This window comes from Ferrimonas marina (assembly GCF_900129905.1).
GTDB classification, from domain to species: Bacteria; Pseudomonadota; Gammaproteobacteria; order Enterobacterales; family Shewanellaceae; genus Ferrimonas; species Ferrimonas marina.
In genome coordinates, this window is sequence record NZ_FQXG01000001.1 from 126,382 (window position 1) to 143,359 (window position 16,978).

The window sequence follows — 16,978 nt, forward strand, 5'->3', positions numbered from 1 at the left end:
AACGCCAACCTCGGTTGGCGTTTTTCTGTTTTGGTAGGGGGGGCGGCTATCAGAACCAGGCGAAGGGGATCGCCAGGATCAGCACAAGATTAGCCAAGGTGCCCAGCACAAAGAAGTAGCTACGCGGGCTGGGGTTACGTTCGGTGGCGATGGCGTAGTAGAGCACCATGTGGGCGATACGAGCCAGGGCATAAACCCAGACGGTAACCGCAACCAGAGTCGGGCTGAGCTCAAACACCATGGCCAGCAGGGCAGTGGCCAGCATCAGCGGGGTGTTGGCCAGGGAGTTTTGGTAGGTACGGTGGCTGCGAAACACGAAGGAGTCGTGACCCAGCTGGGCATCCACTACGCCCGGCACATACTGCGCCTGCTTTCGATGGGCACGGATGGCGATGAGGTGTTGCAGCAGCATGGTCAGCAGGGCCAGCCAGATCCCGGCAAAAGCAATGGCGTAGGTATCGAACATGGGGAAGGTCCTTTTTGTTTAGTGTCGCTCAGTCGTGTGCTGAACGGTGGTTGACAATTGGATTGTGCACAATGTTAATTGGCGCGCGCCTGGTAAAGCAAGTAAGTTGTGCACAATGTTTTTCCGATGGAGCCCATCGTGAGTACCGAAAATCTTCAAGGCAAATCAGACCCCCTGCGTCTGGATAGCCAGATCTGCTTCCCCCTCTACAGCGCCGCCAACGCGGTGACCCGTGCCTATCGCCCCTTACTTAAGGAATTTGACCTGACCTACCTGCAGTACATCGTGATGATGGTGTTGTGGGAGCGACAGCGGGTGAACGTGAAGACATTGGGTGAGGAGTTGCACCTGGACTCGGGCACCCTGACACCCCTGCTCAAGCGGCTGGAGGCCAAGGCGCTGGTGGTGCGCCAGCGCTCGGAGAGCGATGAGCGGGTGCGGGAGATCAGTCTGACCGACGAGGGCAGGGCGCTGAAGGCGAAGATGGCCCAGGTTCCGGCGGCGATGGCCTGTCGGGTGGCCTTGTCGGTAGAGGAACTGATGGAACTGAAGCGGTTGAGCCAGAAGCTGCTCAGTCAGCTGGCCGACAACGGGCCTGCAATCAGGCCCGTTGTCGGTGATGCAGAGAACTGTCTGACGTAAGCGCCAGACAATCGGATTCAGTAACGCAGTCGGCGGTACAGCAGCAGGAACAGCGCGCTGTTAATCAATGCGACCACCGATACCACCGCGGTACCGCCCCCGTCGCCGATGATGGGGGCGACGATCACCGGGCCCAGGCCGCCGCCGACCATGGTGGAGAGGCCGTTGTAGAGGCCAACCCCATTGGCGACGCTGCTGGGCGGCAACACCCGCTGCACCAGCGAAAACTCTGCCGCGGTGAAGGCCGAGATTGAAGCGGTGGCGCTGCAAAAGCCCACCACGGTTAGCCAGAGCGAATCGGCACTGAGTGCGACGTAGATGGCGATGGCGGCTATGAAGTAGCCCAGCCCCGCCAACTGACTACGGCGGTTGCTGCGATCCCCCAGTTGCGACCAGATGGCGACGCCGACCAGGGAGAAGATGAAGGGCAGGGGGATCAGCCATGACAGCTCGTTGTAGAGGATCCCTTTTTGCTCCGTGAAGTAGGTGGGCAGCCAGCTCACCAGGCCCAATCCGACGATGTTGTTGAGCATGCCCCCCAGTAGCAGCAAAGCGAAGGTGGGGTTGCGCAGCAACTGGTGCCAGCGCTGGCCGTCTTCGGTCAGGGTCTGCTCGGCTTGCAGGCCGGTTTCGATGTGCCGACGCTCATCGTTGTCGGTACGGTGGCATTGACGGGGATTGTCTTTGACCAACCAATAGATCAGTGGCCAGGTAATGAGCGCGCCCAGGATGGCCAGAACGTAAAAGCCGGAGCGCCAGCCGAAGGCGTTCATCAGCGGCACAAACAGCATCGGCGCCGCCAACATCGCCAGGAACAGCCCGGCAATCCAACAGGAGTTGGCACGGGCACGTTCGTTGGGTGGGAACCAGCGCTTGGTCAGCGCCGACATCATCGGGAAATGTGGCCCTTCGGCCAGGCCCAGCAGGATGCGGCTGGCGGCGAACACCAGCAGCCACTGGCTGAGCATCGCCCCCATGGCGGTGAACAGCGACCACAGCAGCACAATCACCAGCAGACTCTTGCGTGGGCCGAAGCGACTGGCCACCGGGGTGAGAAACAGGTTACCCAGGCCATAGCCGACGTAGAACAGACTCATCAGCAGACTGCCGTACTCCTGGGTCTGAGCACTGGTCCAGCCCATCTCGTCCGCCAGCAAAGGCACAGCAAACGAGATGTTGAGACGGTCCAGGTATCCGATAAAGACACTGATCCCCAGGACCCAGGCCATGCGCCAGCGCTGGCCGAGCTGGAGCCACTGGCGGCTTCGCGCGCTGGCTAGTTGTTCCATGGCGGTCTCCTGTCCCTGTTAGGCCGGCATATAGAGCTGGTTGACGAACTCACCCAGCAACACTTCCCGGCTGTCGGCGGAGATGTTGTTGAGCAGGATATTGATCTCCTCCATCCGCTCCGGTGGATTGGCGGGATCGATACCCAGCACCCCGGCCAGCTGGCCCAAGGTGGCCGGCGTGGCGTCCTCCAGCATCGCCAGGATGGCCTCTGGTAGCGGGGTGGCCTCAACGCTTTGCTGCTGCTGTCGCACCTTGGCGGTCAGCTCGGTCAGATCTGCGATGAAGGCATCCATCTGCTCGACGTTATGGTATCCGATCGACAGGTGCAAATTTTCCGCACTGTTGGCGTAGCTGAACTGGGGTTGGATGTACCAGCCGCGCTCCTTCATCTCATCCGCCAGCGGGAAGATATTGAAATCTGTAGCTTCCAGTGCAATCAGGTTGGTCTTGGGATCGCCCATGGCACGCAGTCCCGGGATCCCCTCCAGCGCGTTCAGCAGCTTTTGAGTGGCCTTCTGGCTGGCGTCCACCAGGCGATGGTAGCCCTCCAATCCCAGGTGGTTGAGGATGGCCCAGCAAGCCGCCACCGGACCGCCACTCTTGGTGGAGGTGACACCGGGGTTGATCACGGTGTAGCCGGTCCAGTTGGAGTGGCTGAAGATCTGGTAGCGACGCAGGTTGGCGTCATTGTAAAGCACGCAGGAAGCGCCCTTGGCGGCGTAGCCCCACTTGTGGAAGTCCATGGAGAGCTGGGTCACTCCGGGCACGCCCATGTCGAAATTGGGGATGTCGTAGCCCAGTTGCTTGGCAAAGGGCAGGTACATACCGCCGACGCAGCAATCTACGTGGAACAGGATATCGTGCTTCAGCGCTACCTGGCCCATCGCCTCGATGGGATCGATGGCACCGTGGGCGTAGGAGGGGGCGCTGCCCACCATCAGGATGGTGTTGTCGGTGATGGCGGCGTCCATCTTCTCCGGGATGGCGCGGAAGTTGTCGTCCACCTCAACCGTCACCGGGGTGAGGTCGAAGTACTGGCACGCCTTGAAGAAGGCGGCATGGGCCGTTACCGGCAGCACGATCTCCGGCTGCTTGATGTGTGGCTTCTGATCCCGGGCGTGGTCACGGGCGGTCTTGAGCGACAGCAGAATACTCTCGGTGCCACCGCCGGTGAAGGTACCGGTGCCATTGGGATCGGCGTTGACCAGATCCATCGCCATGGCGATCACCTCTTTCTCCAGCACCATGCAGCTGGGGAAGGAGGTGGGATCGAGACCGTTCTCGGTCATGTAGAGGGTAAAGGCGTCGCCCAGCAGCTGCATCGCCTCGGGGCCGGCGTCGTAAACGTATGCGAAGACCTTGCCTTCCTGCCAGGGGACATCCTGTCCTTTGGTGGCCTGAAGTTGGCTCAGCAGCTCGGCTGGCGCGCGGCCTGATTGCGGAAATTTCATCCTGACTCCTGCAAATGGTTGCGGTGGTGTTAATTAGTTGATACCAATAATTGCACGTTTGTACAAGAAACAATTTTGCTCGGGAGGGCAGCGATGGCCGAGTTCTATACCCAAAACCCCTATGACGGCGCTCTGATACAGGCATTTGAGAGCCACAGGGAACACCAAGTAAACCTGATCCTAGACCAGGCGGCTTCGGCCTATCGCCAATGGCGTACCACCGGCTACGGTGAACGAGCGGCGCTGCTGCATGCCCTGGCGGATAAACTGCTGGCGCAGAAGGCCCACCTGTCCACCACCATGACCCTGGAGATGGGCAAGCTGACCGCCGAGGCGGACGCCGAAGTAGAAAAGTGCGCAGCGGTGTGTCGCTATTACGCGGAGCAAGGGGAGGGGATGCTGGCGGCGGTGGCGCTGGAGGCCGCGCCGCAGCAGGCAGAGCTGCGCTACGCACCGACCGGACCTGTGCTGGCGATCATGCCCTGGAACTTCCCGCTGTGGCAGGTGTTCCGCTTCCTCGCGCCCTGCTTGATGGCGGGCAATGTGGCGCTGCTTAAGCACGCCCCTAACGTGGCGGCCAGCGCCCGCAATATCGCCCGCCTGTTCGAGCAAGTAGGCGCGCCGGCGGGGTTGTTCCAGAACCTGTTTATCGAGGTGGACGCCATCCCGGCGGTGATTGCCGATAGCCGGGTACGTGGGGTGACTCTTACCGGCTCCGAGCGGGCCGGGCGCAGTGTGGGTGCCTTTGCCGGGGCAGCTTTGAAGCCTTCGGTGTTGGAGCTTGGCGGCAGCGATCCCTTCATCGTGTTGGCGGATGCGGATATCGATGCTGCGGTGGCCGGTGCATTGACCTCCCGTTTTCTCAACGCCGGCCAAACCTGCATCGCCGCCAAGCGCTTTATCGTCGAGGCGCCGGTCTATGACGCCTTTGCCGACAAGCTTACCGCCGCCATCGCCAGCTTGAAGTACGGCGATCCCAGCGCTGAAGCCACCACGCTGGCGCCCATGGCGCGGCCGGATCTGCGTGATCAGCTGGCCAAACAGGTCGCAGCGGGCATTGCCGCTGGTGCCCAGGTACGCGCTGGTGGTGCCCTGGTAGAGGGCAGCTTTGCCGGCTTTCAGGCCACCCTGGTGGATGGCCTGAGCGCAGACAATCCGCTGCTGCAGGAGGAGGTGTTTGGCCCGGTGGGTTGCCTGCTTAAGGCCACCAACGCCAAAGACGCCATCGCCCAGGCTAATGCCACCCGCTTCGGCTTGGGGGCCAGCCTGTGGAGCCAGGATGCGGCGGGTGCCTCTGCCTGGGCCAATGAGATCGATGCCGGAGCGGTGTTCATCAACGGCTTTGTCAAAAGCGACCCTCGCTGGCCCTTCGGCGGTGCCAAGGATTCCGGCTATGGCCGCGAGTTGTGGCAGCCGGGCCTGACGGCGTTCTGCAACGCCAAGCTGGTGTGGCAGGGCTAACCGATGTGGATCCTAAGCGAACAGGAAGTAAAGCAACTGGCGGATGAGGCGCTGGCCTTTGATGCGGTCTCCCAAGCCCTGGTGGCAGCCTATCGGCAAAATGGCACCCTTAATCCGGTGGTGATCGCCGCCAGTAATAAGCCCGGTGCCAGCTTCTCAATCAAATCCGGCAACCTGGCCGAGCCGGCAGTCACCGGGGTGAAGCTCGGGGGCTACTGGCCGGGTAATGCCGAGCATGGCCTGCCCAATCACAGCACCGCCACGCTGCTGCTGGAGGAGGCCACCGGCTTGCCCCGGGCCTTAGTTAACGCCGGTTACCTCAACGGCCTACGCACCGCCGCGGCCAACGCGGTGGCAGTCTCCGCGCTGGCCCGGCCCGACAGCAGGGTACTGAGTGTGCTGGGGGCCGGTCACCAGGCCGGATTTGAGATCCGCGCGGTGTGTCGGGTACGGCCGATTGAACGGGTGCTGATCGCCAACCGCAACGTCGAACGGGCCGAGCAGTTGGCCCAGTCGCTGGCGGATCTGGACCTGCCTATCGAGGTGGTATCGGCCGAGGAGGCTTGCAAAACCGCAGATATCCTGGTGACGGTAACCAATGCCACCGAGCCGCTGCTGCAGGCGGAGTGGGTGCCGTCGGGCTGCCACATCAGTGCCATGGGGGCGGACCAAGGAGGTAAACAGGAGCTGCCGGTGAGCCTGGCGCTGCAGGCCGAGTGCTTTGCCGATCGACCGGAGCAGTCCCGTCAAATCGGTGAATTGGAAGCCGCTGCGCGGCAATTTCCCAGCCTCACCATTGACGCCATCGGCGCGGTGCTGAGCGGTGTGCATCCGGGTCGCAGCTCAGCGCAGGCTATTACCCTGTTCGACAGCTCGGGCATCGCCTTTCAGGATCTGTGCTGCGCCGAGGCGGTGTTGCAGCGGGCCAAGGCCAAGGGGATGGGCACTGAGGTCGCCTGGTAAATCCGCATAAGTGCTCGAAACGGGGGCAGCTTTGCTACCTTTAGGGTCCAACGAATGACAAGGACTGCCCCCATGATGCGGCTCCGTTTGGCCCTGTGCCTGCTCTGTCTCTGGCTGCCCAATACCAGTGTGGCCCGCAACCTGATTGATGCCTGGATCGTCCACCCCATCCCGGGCCAGCGTGGGGCACTGAAACAGGCACTGCTGGAGCACATGGCCTATAGGGAATCCCAGGAAGAGGAGTACACCTGGCTGATCTATACCCCGATGCTGGGGGACAACGTCAGCGCGGTGCTGTTCTATCGCTGCTGCGTGACCTGGGATGAGATGGAGAGGCTGGAACGTTGGCGGGTCACCTCGGGCGTCGACCAGCACTGGCTGGATTTCGTCGAGCCCTTCGTCCAGCGAATGGAGCGCTACATCAGCGACGTCGATCTGGAGAACAGCAACTGGCCCATTGAGCCTCCCATCGCGCCTTACATGGCGGTCACCGAGATGTACCTGGATGCGGAACACATGGAAACCGCCTGGGACGGAGTGAAACGGATCAGCGATCAGGCCAAGGCGATGGACTGGCCCTTCAGCTGGCAGTGGAGCCGGCAATTGGGTGGCGCCCCCATCATCAACTACGTGGTGCCTTACTCGACCCTGGTGGAGCTCAGCCCCACCGATACTGACTTCGAGACCATGATGGCGGAGTACCTGGGCGATCCGGCCAAGGCGCGCCAGGAGGTGCATCTGTGGCTGTCGCACTTTGACAGGTTTGACTATCAGATCTACAAGCTGGAGCCGGCGCTGAACCCGGACATCAACATCGACACCACGAACTGAGGTTCAAAAGTGGGATCTTGATCCCTAACCCTCGGACGCCTCATTGCCTTGGCGCTGAACGGTCATCTAATGTGGCCGCACCGTTAGTAACCAAGGTGCCCAGAGCCTGGCTTCGCCACGCTCCACTCTCTCTATGGCCAATATCCAGCAGGACCGTCTGGTCCAACACTTCCTCGATCTGGTTAAGATCAACAGCGAATCCACCAACGAAAAAGCGATCTCCGAAACACTGGCCGAACAGCTCGGCATGATGGGCTTTGCCGTCACCAAGCAGGCGGTACCGGCGGAGATCTCCAACGGCTTTAACCTCTACGCCAAGCTGCAAGGCACCCTGCCGGGCTCCGTGGTGTTGAGCTGCCACATGGATACCGTGGCCCCGGGCAACGACATTGAGCCGGTGATCGAAGACGGCGTGATCCGCTCCGCTGGCGACACCATCCTCGGCGGTGACGACAAGTCCGGCATCGCGGCCATCATGGAAGCGGTGCGTGCCATCCAGGAAGCGGGCGAAGCCCACCAGACCATCGAGTTGGCCCTGACCGTACACGAAGAGGGCGGCCTGCACGGCTCTCGCCACTTCGACATGAGCCAGGTGGAATCAGACCGTGCCATCGTGCTGGATTCCGGCGGCGCCATCGGCACCATCATCACCACCGCGCCGGGTCAGCAGAACCTGAAGGTGACCATCACCGGTCGTCCGGCCCACGCCGGTCTGGCCCCGGAGCAGGGGATCAACGCCCTGACCGTGGCCTCCGACGCCATCACCAAGATGAAGCTGAGCCGCATCGACGAAGAGACCACCGCCAACATCGGTGTGGTCAAAGGCGGCCAGGCCACCAACATCGTGATGCCGAGCCTCTACATCGAGGCGGAGACCCGCTCCCTGTGCGACAGCAAGCTGGAAGCCCAGGCTAAGCACATGATTGAGACCTTTGAATCGGCAGCCCAGCAGCACGGTGCCAAGGTCGAGATCGTCTCCACCAAGGCCTACAACGCCTACCGCATCGACGACCAGGATCCGCTGGTGCAGTCCGTCAGCGAAGCCTTTGAGGCGATCGGCGTGGCCCCGCAGACTCAGTCCACTGGTGGCGGCTCCGACGCCAACATCTTCAACGCCAAGGGCCTGAAGACCGTCAACTTGTCCACCGGCATGGCCAAGGTGCACACCTGTGACGAGTACATCACCGTGGCGGATCTGACCCAGATCACCGAGTTCCTGGCCGCCTACCTGACCCGTTAAGGGCAAAGCTAGCCAGTACAAAACGCGTTAAAAGCCCCACCCAGGTTCGCCTGGGTGGGGCTTTTTTGAATCTGCAAGTCGCCTAATGGTGCTGAATCCATTTCCCTTTGAGGTGGTTACAAGTGGACCAGGAGCCTGGGTGCCGATGTTGAAACAACCTTTGATGCCATCCTTACCGAGCGGTACAATCTCTGGTAGAGAGCTTGACGAGGTAGATCATGACAGCCGGACGAAAACGATCATTTGATGAAGAGGTCGCATTGGAAGCGGCGATGCAGGTGTTCTGGCGCAAAGGCTACAGCGGAGCATCGCTGACCGATCTGACCCAGGGCATGGGCATCAACAAACCCAGTATGTACAGCGCCTTTGGCAACAAGGAGGCGCTGTTTATCCGTGCGGCAGAGCGCTATATGGCGCGCAGGGCAGGCACTGTGCTCAAGTACCTGGATGTTTCGGAGCTTTCCCTACGCCAGCGGTTAGAGAAGACCATGCAATTGATCGTCACCCAACAATGCGATCCGGATACGCCGTTAGGGTGCCTGGTGGTGACCAGTCAAGGTGAGGTGGCCGGAGGCGATCTGCCTGAGAAGGCCAGTGAGTTGCTCGATAAGATGGGAAACCAGACTAAGCAGGCCTTTGCCCGAGTGATTCGCTCTGCGCCTGAGGCTCAGGAGAAAGGCCTCAGCGAACGGGCCGATGTACTTGCGCTGAGTTTAGCAACCACCTTGCGCGGCACTGCCAGTATGGCGCGTGCCGGAGTGCCTTATGCGGAGTTAGAACCGGTGATCGACTGTTCGCTCTCTGGCATTGGACTGTAGCGCTATTCGACACCCTGCTTGAGCACCAGGGAGGGCGGCTGCAACCTCCCTTCCTACCAAGGCTGTTGCAAAGCCTCCCTTTCTCAACTCTCCCCATTTTTATCATCGGCTTCATCGGCAGTGGCGATGCGCTTAAGGAAGGCATGGTCGTCGCCTAGCTGCTGCTCCAGCATGGCCCGAAATGCCCGCACTCGAGCGGATACCAGCTTGCGATCGGCCCAGACCAGGTAGATAGGCACGCTCATCACCTGGACCTCCGGCAGCACCGGTTGCAGCAATCCTTGCTCCACCAATGGCGCCATGGTGGCCTTGGGCACCAGGCAGATCCCAAGCCCCTGACTGGCCGCCTGAAGCACCAAGCGAATACTGTCGATCGCGTACTTAGGGGTAATGGGCAACCGAACCGGCTCACCATTCTCGATAAAGTCCCAGTACTCCAGCTTATTGCCCGCCAGCAATTGGTGGCTCAGCAGATCCTCCACCGAGTCCGGGGTACCAACGCGTTGCAGGTAATCCGGTGCGGCCGCTAGGGCGAGTTCTGGCTGAAACAACTTACGCTGAACTAGATCTGGTGCCTTGGGAGGATGTGTCGCTATGGCCAGATCGATCTGATCGTTAAAGAAGGCCTGGGTATCGGAGGCAAACTCGATGGCCACGCGTACCCCAGGATGCTGTGCCATGAACTCGATGGCGGCGGGCTGCAGAAAGCGATCGGCAAAGGGCTCAGGGCAAGAGATGCGGATCTCGCCGGTGAGCGCCGACTGTCGGCTGGCTACGGCATCCCATTCTTCATCCAGTTGCCGATACAGCGGTGAAAAACGCTGGTAGTAGGCCTCGCCGGCGGCGGTGAGCTGAAACTGCTTGGCATTTCGATGGATCAACTTTTCACCCAGCGTCTCCTCCAGGCCAGCTACTGCACGGGACAGGGTTGGAGCCGAGACGTGGATAGCGGCACTGGCGGCGGCAAAACTGCCGTGGGCAACCGACTGGCAGAACCAGTAGAGGTTAGTGATCTCTTTGCCTTTCATATATGCACGGTTGGATTTCAAGGTTGTCTATTTTTGAATGATAAGGCCGCTGGTAGATTTACGCCATCGAATCGACAGCGGCCGCACTGAAGCGCGGTGAGTCGAAACTACACACTAATGTGGAGAGTCGTTATGAAGAAGTTCCCGCGCCAGTTCCAATACCCGCTGATGGTGTCCATGGTCCTGCCCACCATGCTGATGGGCATGCCCGCTATCATGGCTTACAAATCCTTGCCTGAGGGCGGCGACTTCCTGGCCGCCTGGGGCAGCAACCTCGCCTCGATGTTGCCTTCCACGCTTCTGTTGCTGGCCGTGGTTGCGCCGACCGTCCGCTTGTTCGTGACCAAGGTGCTGCTGGAGCCCGCCAATTCCTAACCCGATTGAGAACAATCTGAGCCTGGCTGACAGGTCAGGCTTAGCCCCAAAGCCCATGTACTGCCTTATCTGCTGGGTAAGGCGCCTTTGAACGCTTACCCCTTTTGTTGGAGTTCCCCATGAATCAGCACCTGCTTGAGATCTCACTGATCAGTTCCGTTTTCATCCTGACCCTGTTCGGGATCCGCGCCTTACGAAAGTCGCCTCTCTCTGGCACCCAAAAGGCGGAGAAGGCCATTACCGGATTGCTTGGCGCCTACTTTGCCATGGCGGGAAGCGTGAAGTTCTTTGACCCCTTCACCACCATGTACACCACCCAGATTGCTCTGGCGGAGCTGCCGTTTCCGAGCCTGACCCGCTGGTCTGGACAAATGGTGGAGATCGGCGCTGGCCTGATGCTGTTGTGGTTGATGGTTAAGGGTAAGAGTCTGGCCTCGGGATTGTCCGATCGCCTGTTCTATCTCGGTAATTTCCTGATCTTCAGTGCGATGATCGTGGCGCTCTATGTGCATTGGCATCCGAACGTGCCTGCCACCGTGCTGCCGCTACAAAGTAAGGCGCCGATCATGACCCTGATTGTGATGCTGGTGGTGGGGATTAACGTGGCACTGCGTCGATTGAACCCGCAGGCATAGGACGAAGAGAAAGTCCAAAGGCAACCGCTCAACGGCGGTTGCCTTATTTTATGTATGGCTGAGCAGGGACAAGCAGTTAGCTCCCGATTGAGTGAAATGTATCTTATTTATTTTACGGCAAATATCTTGAAATCATCGACCCACACGCCACTCAATCCTTATTGGCTACAAGCCAGCATGAATTAATACCTTTAGCTAAGTAGCGCTAGTGGTCATGGCTTGCCTTGGCTCAGGGGTATCGTTGTCTCCAGCCTAATGGATACCGGGATATCCCGAACTAGATGCATCGTTCTCAATAGGGCCAAAAAATTGGCCTGAAAGGAGACTCATCATGTTCGACATCGAAAGACCCAAGCTCGACAACTTCATTTCGCGCTTTCGAGAGTGCACCCCCCGCATTTTGGTCGTTACCGATGGTCCACTTGACGAAAAGGACGACCCCTTCGGCCTCAGTCACTTTATTGAGGTGCTTTCGGCAACACAGATCCACGGTATGACACCGGATGTAGTGTATCGACATCGAGAATCAAATCAGGTCTTCAATGACCTCTCGATCAACACGTTCGATGTGGTTTTTCTGTTTGGTTTCAACCCAACAAGCAGCCCTCTCAGTTCCGATGCGTTGACCAGGATTAAGCGGTTTATGCAATCCGGCGGCGGTCTGTTCGCAACGGGAGACCACGAGGATTTGGGGACGGGGATGTGTGGTGACATCCCCAGGGTGCGGTCCATGCGTTATTGGGCTAAATCGGAAACGCCCGATGGTGCCGATTCGAGCAGAATAACGACTAATTTGCCTGGCAATGATGGCGTTTATGTTTTTGAGGACCAAGAGGATACCCACCCACAGCGTCTCTACCCCAATTACGCGGTAGGAACAGACAGTTTGTTGGTCCTACTGCCGGGTAATCAATCGCCGGCTCGGGCAGTTCACCCATTGATTCGATTTGGTGGAGCGAGCACTTTGCACGTCTATCCAGACCATCCCCATGAAGGCGAATGCCGTATCCCTGAGGATCTGAGCACCACCTTCGAGCTTGATGGCGAGATGGAGCGCGAATGGCCCGGCAGTGGATTTGTTTTTAACCGACCGCGCCCACGTGCGGTCGCGTATTCCATGTCAGCGGGAAACGGTTTTACATTTTCCCCGGACAAATCAGCGGTGGTGCCGCGTTCATTCATCGCACTGGCTGCTTACGATGGCCACCACGCCGATGTTGGCCGTGTCGTTACCGACTCAACATGGCATCACTACGTCAACATCAATCTGAAAGGAATGCGGCCAGGGAATATCTCCAACTCGGACATGCGTGCCATCGAGGCTTTCTGGTCAAACATGGCGAGCTGGTTGATGCCGAAGAAGACACGGCTGTGTCTTTGGCCTCTGCTCGTGGTCACTACTCTGCTAGAGCATCCCATCCTGGAGGAGATCAAAATACCTGAGCTCTCACTGGAGCGTACGGGGGAACTGATCACCTTGGGCGAACAGATCGTCGACGCGGTGGATGAGAGCCCCGGTTCTGTGGCGTCAGATCTGGTCGCAGATGTCATGGCGCAGTTTGGCCGCAATCAATCGGAGCCGGGCATTGAAGAAGAGGAGTTCGATGCCAAGCTGGCTACAAAGGTAAGCTGCGCCATCATCGGCGCCCATTTCACCCAGCTGGTGGCGGCGATGGCTGATGACGCGAAAGATTTTGATGAGCAAGATATTCACCTAATCGCTGCATCGATGGGCCCCAAACTGGTCGATGCGATTTTTGCCGAAGAACGTGCCAAGGTTGAGCGTTACGTTAAGCAACTGGAACGCACTGCGAATCTGTTTGCTCAGCCCCTGGGAGCCAGTGAAGCTTGATGCAGGTGCTTAAAGCAGGCTGGTAATTCGGTAAAGGAGAAGGGTTGTAACGCGTACCTTGGCTGATAACCGCATTGGCACAGCTTCCACACTGTCAGTGGGCTCGATGTAAGGCTCGGACGAAAAAGGCTGGCCGCGCGAGAAGTCGCGTTGGCCAGCTTTTTGGTTCTGCACCGCGTTGTGAGAAACTCCTTAGCGGGGAGCCGGAGGGATTTTCCGGTTAATCAGCCTTGGGGTAATTCTGCGGGTAGAGGGCGCGGCGCGCCACCTCGTCAAACTCGGCTTTAAGATCCAGACCCTTGGTCAGTCCTCGAGCGCGTGCTACTGCCGGGCGAGCATCAACGTTGGCAAACCAGCGCTGGATCTCTGGGTAGGGGGCCAGGCCCTCTTCACCCAACACCACAGCGGCTTTGTCGATCCAGCCCCAGGCAGAAATATCGGCGATGCTGTAGCTGTCACCCACCAGGTAGTCGCGACCTTTGAGGTGATCGTTCAGTACCTCGTAGTGACGTTGTGCTTCCCGCAGGTAACGGTTGGCTGCATAAGGCACCGGCTCCGGCGCGTTACGGCGAAAGTGCACAGACTGGCCGGAGAAGGGTCCCAGCCCCGTGGCGATGAACATCAGCCAGGACAGCATCTCACCACGCTCCTCCAACTTCCCGCCGAACTTACCGGTCTTCTCTGCCAGATAAAGCAGGATAGCGTTGGAGTCGAATACCCGTTGACCCTCATCGACAATGGCTGGGGTTTTGCCATTGGGGTTGATAGCGCGGTACTCCGCGCTGTGTTGCTCCCCTTTGAGTGTATCTACCGGGATCAGCTCATAGGGCAGGCCGGACTCTTCCAGGAACAGCGCGACCTTCATCGGGTTTGGTGTGGTGTGGAAATAGAACTTCAGCATTGCGGTTATCCCTAATCAAAAAGCAAAAAAAGAGGGGGGCCGATTAGGCCTCCCTCCATCTCCTGTTACCAGGCGAATTTCTTGTACACATCATCCACCGGGGTCTTAGCTAGGTGATTGACGTAGTTGCTGATCACCTTCTGAGACAAGCCCAACACGATCTCCAGCAGTTGTTGATGGCTGAAGCCGGCATCGAAGAAGCGGGTCATCTGCTCCTCGGTCAGGTTGCCGCGTTCGCGCACCATCAGCAGGGTGGTGTCATGCAGCACCTGTAGCTTCTCAGAGGGCATCGGTTGCTTGTTGCGAAGTGCTTCGGTCAACTCCGGGTCCACCTTCATGGCGTGAGCAATGCCGGTATGGGCAGGCACGCAGTAAGTGCACTCGTGCTCTACGTTGATGGTTTGCCACACCACCGTCAGCTCTTCGGCATTGAAGGAGGAGTTGCTGAACTGCTGGTGAAGGTGAAGGTAGCTGTTGAGGATCCCCGGTGCTTCGGCCAGAACGCCCAGCAGGTTAGGGATCATGCCAAATTGCTTGTTCACACCCTCGAGGGTTGCCTTGCTGCCGGCGGGTACGCTGTCCAGATCGTGAATGGTGAACGGCTTCATAACGATGCTCCTGTCTTACACACTGTTGGGCAAGCCAGAGTGTCATCTGGCTGCACTGTCACTGACTGTACCGATAGGTACACAATGTACCGTTCGGTACATAAAGTCAAAGTAAATTTCAGAGAGGTCATGGCCACCGGCGTAAGAGATGCTCGGTGCTGACGACGAGAACCATGCTAAAGGGATCGAAAAGAATCAAAAATAGACAATATGGAAAGGCAACATTGCAGATTTGAACGGATGAAGATCAGTGACAAACGGTGGTGGAGTCGGGGGCGCGCCCTTGCCAGGACAGAACGCTGGCGTATAAGCTCATCACGCTTTTCCTCTCTTTTGGTGTTTGGATTCGCCGTGGCACGATAAGGTCAGAGGGCTTGGATTGGTAATTGGAAGCGAGTGTAGTGAAACGATTTTATCTGGAGGCGATCGAAGCGGTGCGGGCTAAATCCTCTGGCGCCCAAGAGCCAAGCCGCTTCGATATCACCATCAACTTTCATCCCGATAGGCTGACCCGCGATGGCCGCCCGCTGCTTGAGGCTATCGCTGAAGATGGGCAGCTTAAGTCCCAGTTTGAGACCGGTACCAGCAACGGCGGCCTGACCGCTTACCAGGGCGGCGAGCGTTGGCGTTGGGAGCAGCGGGTGTTTGATGGCAGCTACGACAATGCCGCGGATTACCAGCGTCCCAAGTACGGCGCGCTCAACTATCTCCAGCATCCTGGTGGCGCTTCACCACGGTTTGGATCCGCATTCTTTCGGCTAAAGCCCGAGCTGATGACTCGCACCACCTTCTGCTATCCCGATAGCTACTTTGAGCCGGACCATTTCGCTACCCACGAGCACCTGCCAGCGTTGATTGACCAAGCTGAGCAGGACAAACCTGATTTTCTCGATGCCTACATCGAGGCGCAGATCCACGGTGAGGTATTGCTGGCGTCGGACATCGACAGCCTGTGGCTGGATGCTGTGTATCGCGGCACCGAGGTAGAGGCCCAGGCCGCTGAGCTGGGGCTACCCGTGCGATGGCACAACGGTTATCAGCTGGATATTGAGACTATGGCGCAGTATCCGGACTATCGGGGGCCTCAGTACCTGGAGCTGGCCAGGGAGCTGGCGGTGGATGGTGTTATCACTGCGGACTTGCTCGGCAGGGCGGTCAATGAGCGTCGTTTCGACGAGCAGGACGTCAAGAAGGTGTGGCATTACCTGGCTCGCTTTGGTTACCGAGGCGGTAAAGAGTGAACATCACTGGATGCCGATAGGGCGCTTCGCTTGGTGTGGTCCATAGTTTCTGGAATGAGCGGAAGGTCATTGCCGGAGCTTTGCCACGAGGGAGAGGGGCATGTCTGCGATCCAAGATCAGTTTCAGTCACTGTGCCAGACCCTGGGCCATGAAGCCCGGGAGGGGTTTCTTCCCACCTACAGCGATCACATCGTGTTGTTTCACACCCACACCTATTGCGAGAAGAGCCCGATCCTCTATGAGCCCGGGTTGTTCATCATGGTGTCGGGCAGCAAGGTTGGCTACATCAATGACTTGGAGATCCGCTACGGGGTGGGCCGTTACCTGATGACCACCTCGGCCTACATGATGGACTGCGAGACCCAGGCCAGTGCCGAGCAGCCGGTATCGGGGCTTTATATCCAACTGCAGACCGATCTCATCTATCGTCTGGTGGAGCAAATGGGGGAGGCGTCGCTGGCAGAACCGGCCTCTACGGCGGCACTGGGGATCTGCGAGATTGAGTCCACGCCTCGGTTGGACACCTGGCTGCTTCGCACGCTGCAGGCGCTGCACGACGAGACCGAAACCCGACTGCTGATGGATGGGATCATGGAGGAGCTGTACTTGCTGTTGCTGCGCAGCCCTCACGGGCCTTTGTTGCGCCGCTACGTCCGGCGGGAGAGCACCGACGTCAAGCTGGTCCGGGCTATCAACCACATCAATGAATACTACGGCACGGCCATGACGGTTGAGCAGTTGGCCGAGCTGTCAGGCATGAGCGTATCCAGCTTCCATCGGGCCTTTAAGGACAAGACCACCGACTCGCCAATGCAATACATCAAGAAGATCCGTCTGCATAAGGCCAAGGTGTTTATCGTCAAAGACAAGCTGTCGGTGAACCAGGCGGCGATGAAGGTGGGCTATCGCAGCGTGTTTCAGTTCAGCCGCGAGTTCAAGCGCTTCTATGGCTTGCCACCGAGCCAGGCAGATCAGCTCTCATACCGCGCCTTCACCCAATCCCTGGCCAACTGATCTCGCTGCCTTTCGTCTTTTCTTTGCTCTACAGATCTCCTTGCTCATCGTATAGGTCCATGAATTTTCGCTGATAAAATTTGCCGCAGGATTAGGCAAATCTTAGGTAGGGATCGGCATGGCCAGACTGGCGGTGCTGACTAGGTTTTTCTGTGTAGGCT

17 protein-coding genes are annotated in these 16,978 nt (G+C 58.8%); 11 read left to right on the forward strand and 6 right to left on the reverse strand.

Features of this window, described 5'->3' with window-relative positions; translation table 11 throughout:
- Window positions 1-49 precede the first annotated feature (49 nt).
- Window positions 50-466, reverse strand: a complete 417-nt coding sequence (locus tag BUC04_RS00550) for an MAPEG family protein (protein ID WP_067654085.1) — start codon at window positions 464-466, stop codon at window positions 50-52.
- 126 nt (window positions 467-592) lie between these two features.
- Between BUC04_RS00550 and BUC04_RS00555 the strand changes: the two genes are divergently transcribed.
- Complete coding sequence (locus BUC04_RS00555; protein ID WP_067654087.1) at window positions 593-1,108, forward strand: transcriptional regulator OhrR; 516 nt, start codon at window positions 593-595, stop codon at window positions 1,106-1,108.
- A gap of 17 nt (window positions 1,109-1,125) precedes the next feature.
- On the opposite strand, the gene BUC04_RS00560 is transcribed toward BUC04_RS00555, so the two are convergent.
- Together BUC04_RS00560 and BUC04_RS00565 are read right to left on the reverse strand one after the other, a co-directional pair.
- Window positions 1,126-2,397 carry an MFS transporter gene (locus BUC04_RS00560; RefSeq protein WP_067654089.1) on the reverse strand — a complete coding sequence of 424 codons (1,272 nt, stop codon included), beginning with the start codon at window positions 2,395-2,397 and terminating at the stop codon, window positions 1,126-1,128.
- Between the two features lie 18 nt (window positions 2,398-2,415).
- The gene (locus tag BUC04_RS00565) at window positions 2,416-3,849 is read right to left on the reverse strand and encodes a pyridoxal phosphate-dependent decarboxylase family protein (RefSeq protein ID WP_067654091.1); all 1,434 of its coding nucleotides are present in this window, start codon (window positions 3,847-3,849) and stop codon (window positions 2,416-2,418) included.
- A gap of 93 nt (window positions 3,850-3,942) precedes the next feature.
- On the opposite strand from BUC04_RS00565, the gene BUC04_RS00570 reads away from it, so the two are divergent.
- The 5 genes from BUC04_RS00570 (at window position 3,943) to BUC04_RS00590 (ending at window position 9,162) form a co-directional block, all read left to right on the forward strand.
- Complete coding sequence (locus tag BUC04_RS00570; RefSeq protein WP_067654093.1) at window positions 3,943-5,310, forward strand: NAD-dependent succinate-semialdehyde dehydrogenase; 1,368 nt, start codon at window positions 3,943-3,945, stop codon at window positions 5,308-5,310.
- 3 nt (window positions 5,311-5,313) lie between these two features.
- Window positions 5,314-6,273 carry an ornithine cyclodeaminase family protein gene (locus tag BUC04_RS00575; RefSeq protein WP_067654096.1) on the forward strand — a complete coding sequence of 320 codons (960 nt, stop codon included), beginning with the start codon at window positions 5,314-5,316 and terminating at the stop codon, window positions 6,271-6,273.
- Window positions 6,274-6,345: 72 nt separating this feature from the next.
- Window positions 6,346-7,104, forward strand: coding sequence for a hypothetical protein (locus BUC04_RS00580; RefSeq protein ID WP_067654099.1), 759 nt, complete (start codon window positions 6,346-6,348; stop codon window positions 7,102-7,104).
- 133 nt (window positions 7,105-7,237) lie between these two features.
- Window positions 7,238-8,344, forward strand: a complete 1,107-nt coding sequence (locus tag BUC04_RS00585; protein ID WP_067654101.1) for a M20/M25/M40 family metallo-hydrolase — start codon at window positions 7,238-7,240, stop codon at window positions 8,342-8,344.
- A gap of 218 nt (window positions 8,345-8,562) precedes the next feature.
- A complete protein-coding gene (locus BUC04_RS00590) occupies window positions 8,563-9,162 on the forward strand; it encodes a TetR/AcrR family transcriptional regulator (protein ID WP_067654103.1) in 600 nt (199 codons plus the stop codon).
- Window positions 9,163-9,245: 83 nt separating this feature from the next.
- On the opposite strand, the gene BUC04_RS00595 is transcribed toward BUC04_RS00590, so the two are convergent.
- On the reverse strand, window positions 9,246-10,190 hold the full coding sequence (locus tag BUC04_RS00595; RefSeq protein ID WP_067654105.1) for a LysR family transcriptional regulator: 945 nt from the start codon (window positions 10,188-10,190) through the stop codon (window positions 9,246-9,248).
- Between the two features lie 132 nt (window positions 10,191-10,322).
- Here BUC04_RS00595 and BUC04_RS00600 point away from each other — a divergent pair, with 132 nt between their 5' ends.
- From BUC04_RS00600 to BUC04_RS00610, 3 genes are all read left to right on the forward strand, one after another.
- Window positions 10,323-10,565: a hypothetical protein gene (locus tag BUC04_RS00600; RefSeq protein WP_067654107.1), complete on the forward strand. Its 243-nt coding sequence runs from the start codon at window positions 10,323-10,325 to the stop codon at window positions 10,563-10,565.
- 119 nt (window positions 10,566-10,684) lie between these two features.
- Window positions 10,685-11,200 carry a hypothetical protein gene (locus tag BUC04_RS00605; protein WP_067654109.1) on the forward strand — a complete coding sequence of 172 codons (516 nt, stop codon included), beginning with the start codon at window positions 10,685-10,687 and terminating at the stop codon, window positions 11,198-11,200.
- Between the two features lie 331 nt (window positions 11,201-11,531).
- Complete coding sequence (locus BUC04_RS00610; RefSeq protein ID WP_067654111.1) at window positions 11,532-13,052, forward strand: hypothetical protein; 1,521 nt, start codon at window positions 11,532-11,534, stop codon at window positions 13,050-13,052.
- A gap of 220 nt (window positions 13,053-13,272) precedes the next feature.
- On the opposite strand, the gene BUC04_RS00615 is transcribed toward BUC04_RS00610, so the two are convergent.
- Both BUC04_RS00615 and BUC04_RS00620 read right to left on the reverse strand, forming a co-directional pair.
- Complete coding sequence (locus BUC04_RS00615; RefSeq protein WP_067654113.1) at window positions 13,273-13,953, reverse strand: glutathione S-transferase family protein; 681 nt, start codon at window positions 13,951-13,953, stop codon at window positions 13,273-13,275.
- Between the two features lie 65 nt (window positions 13,954-14,018).
- Window positions 14,019-14,561, reverse strand: coding sequence for a carboxymuconolactone decarboxylase family protein (locus BUC04_RS00620; protein ID WP_067654115.1), 543 nt, complete (start codon window positions 14,559-14,561; stop codon window positions 14,019-14,021).
- 401 nt (window positions 14,562-14,962) lie between these two features.
- On the opposite strand from BUC04_RS00620, the gene BUC04_RS00625 reads away from it, so the two are divergent.
- Both BUC04_RS00625 and BUC04_RS00630 read left to right on the forward strand, forming a co-directional pair.
- Entirely contained in the window at window positions 14,963-15,802 is an 840-nt protein-coding gene (locus BUC04_RS00625; RefSeq protein ID WP_143165483.1) for a DUF3626 domain-containing protein, read from the forward strand.
- A 100-nt stretch (window positions 15,803-15,902) separates the two neighbouring features.
- Window positions 15,903-16,817: an AraC family transcriptional regulator gene (locus tag BUC04_RS00630; protein ID WP_067654120.1), complete on the forward strand. Its 915-nt coding sequence runs from the start codon at window positions 15,903-15,905 to the stop codon at window positions 16,815-16,817.
- The last annotated feature ends 161 nt before the right edge of the window (window positions 16,818-16,978 follow it).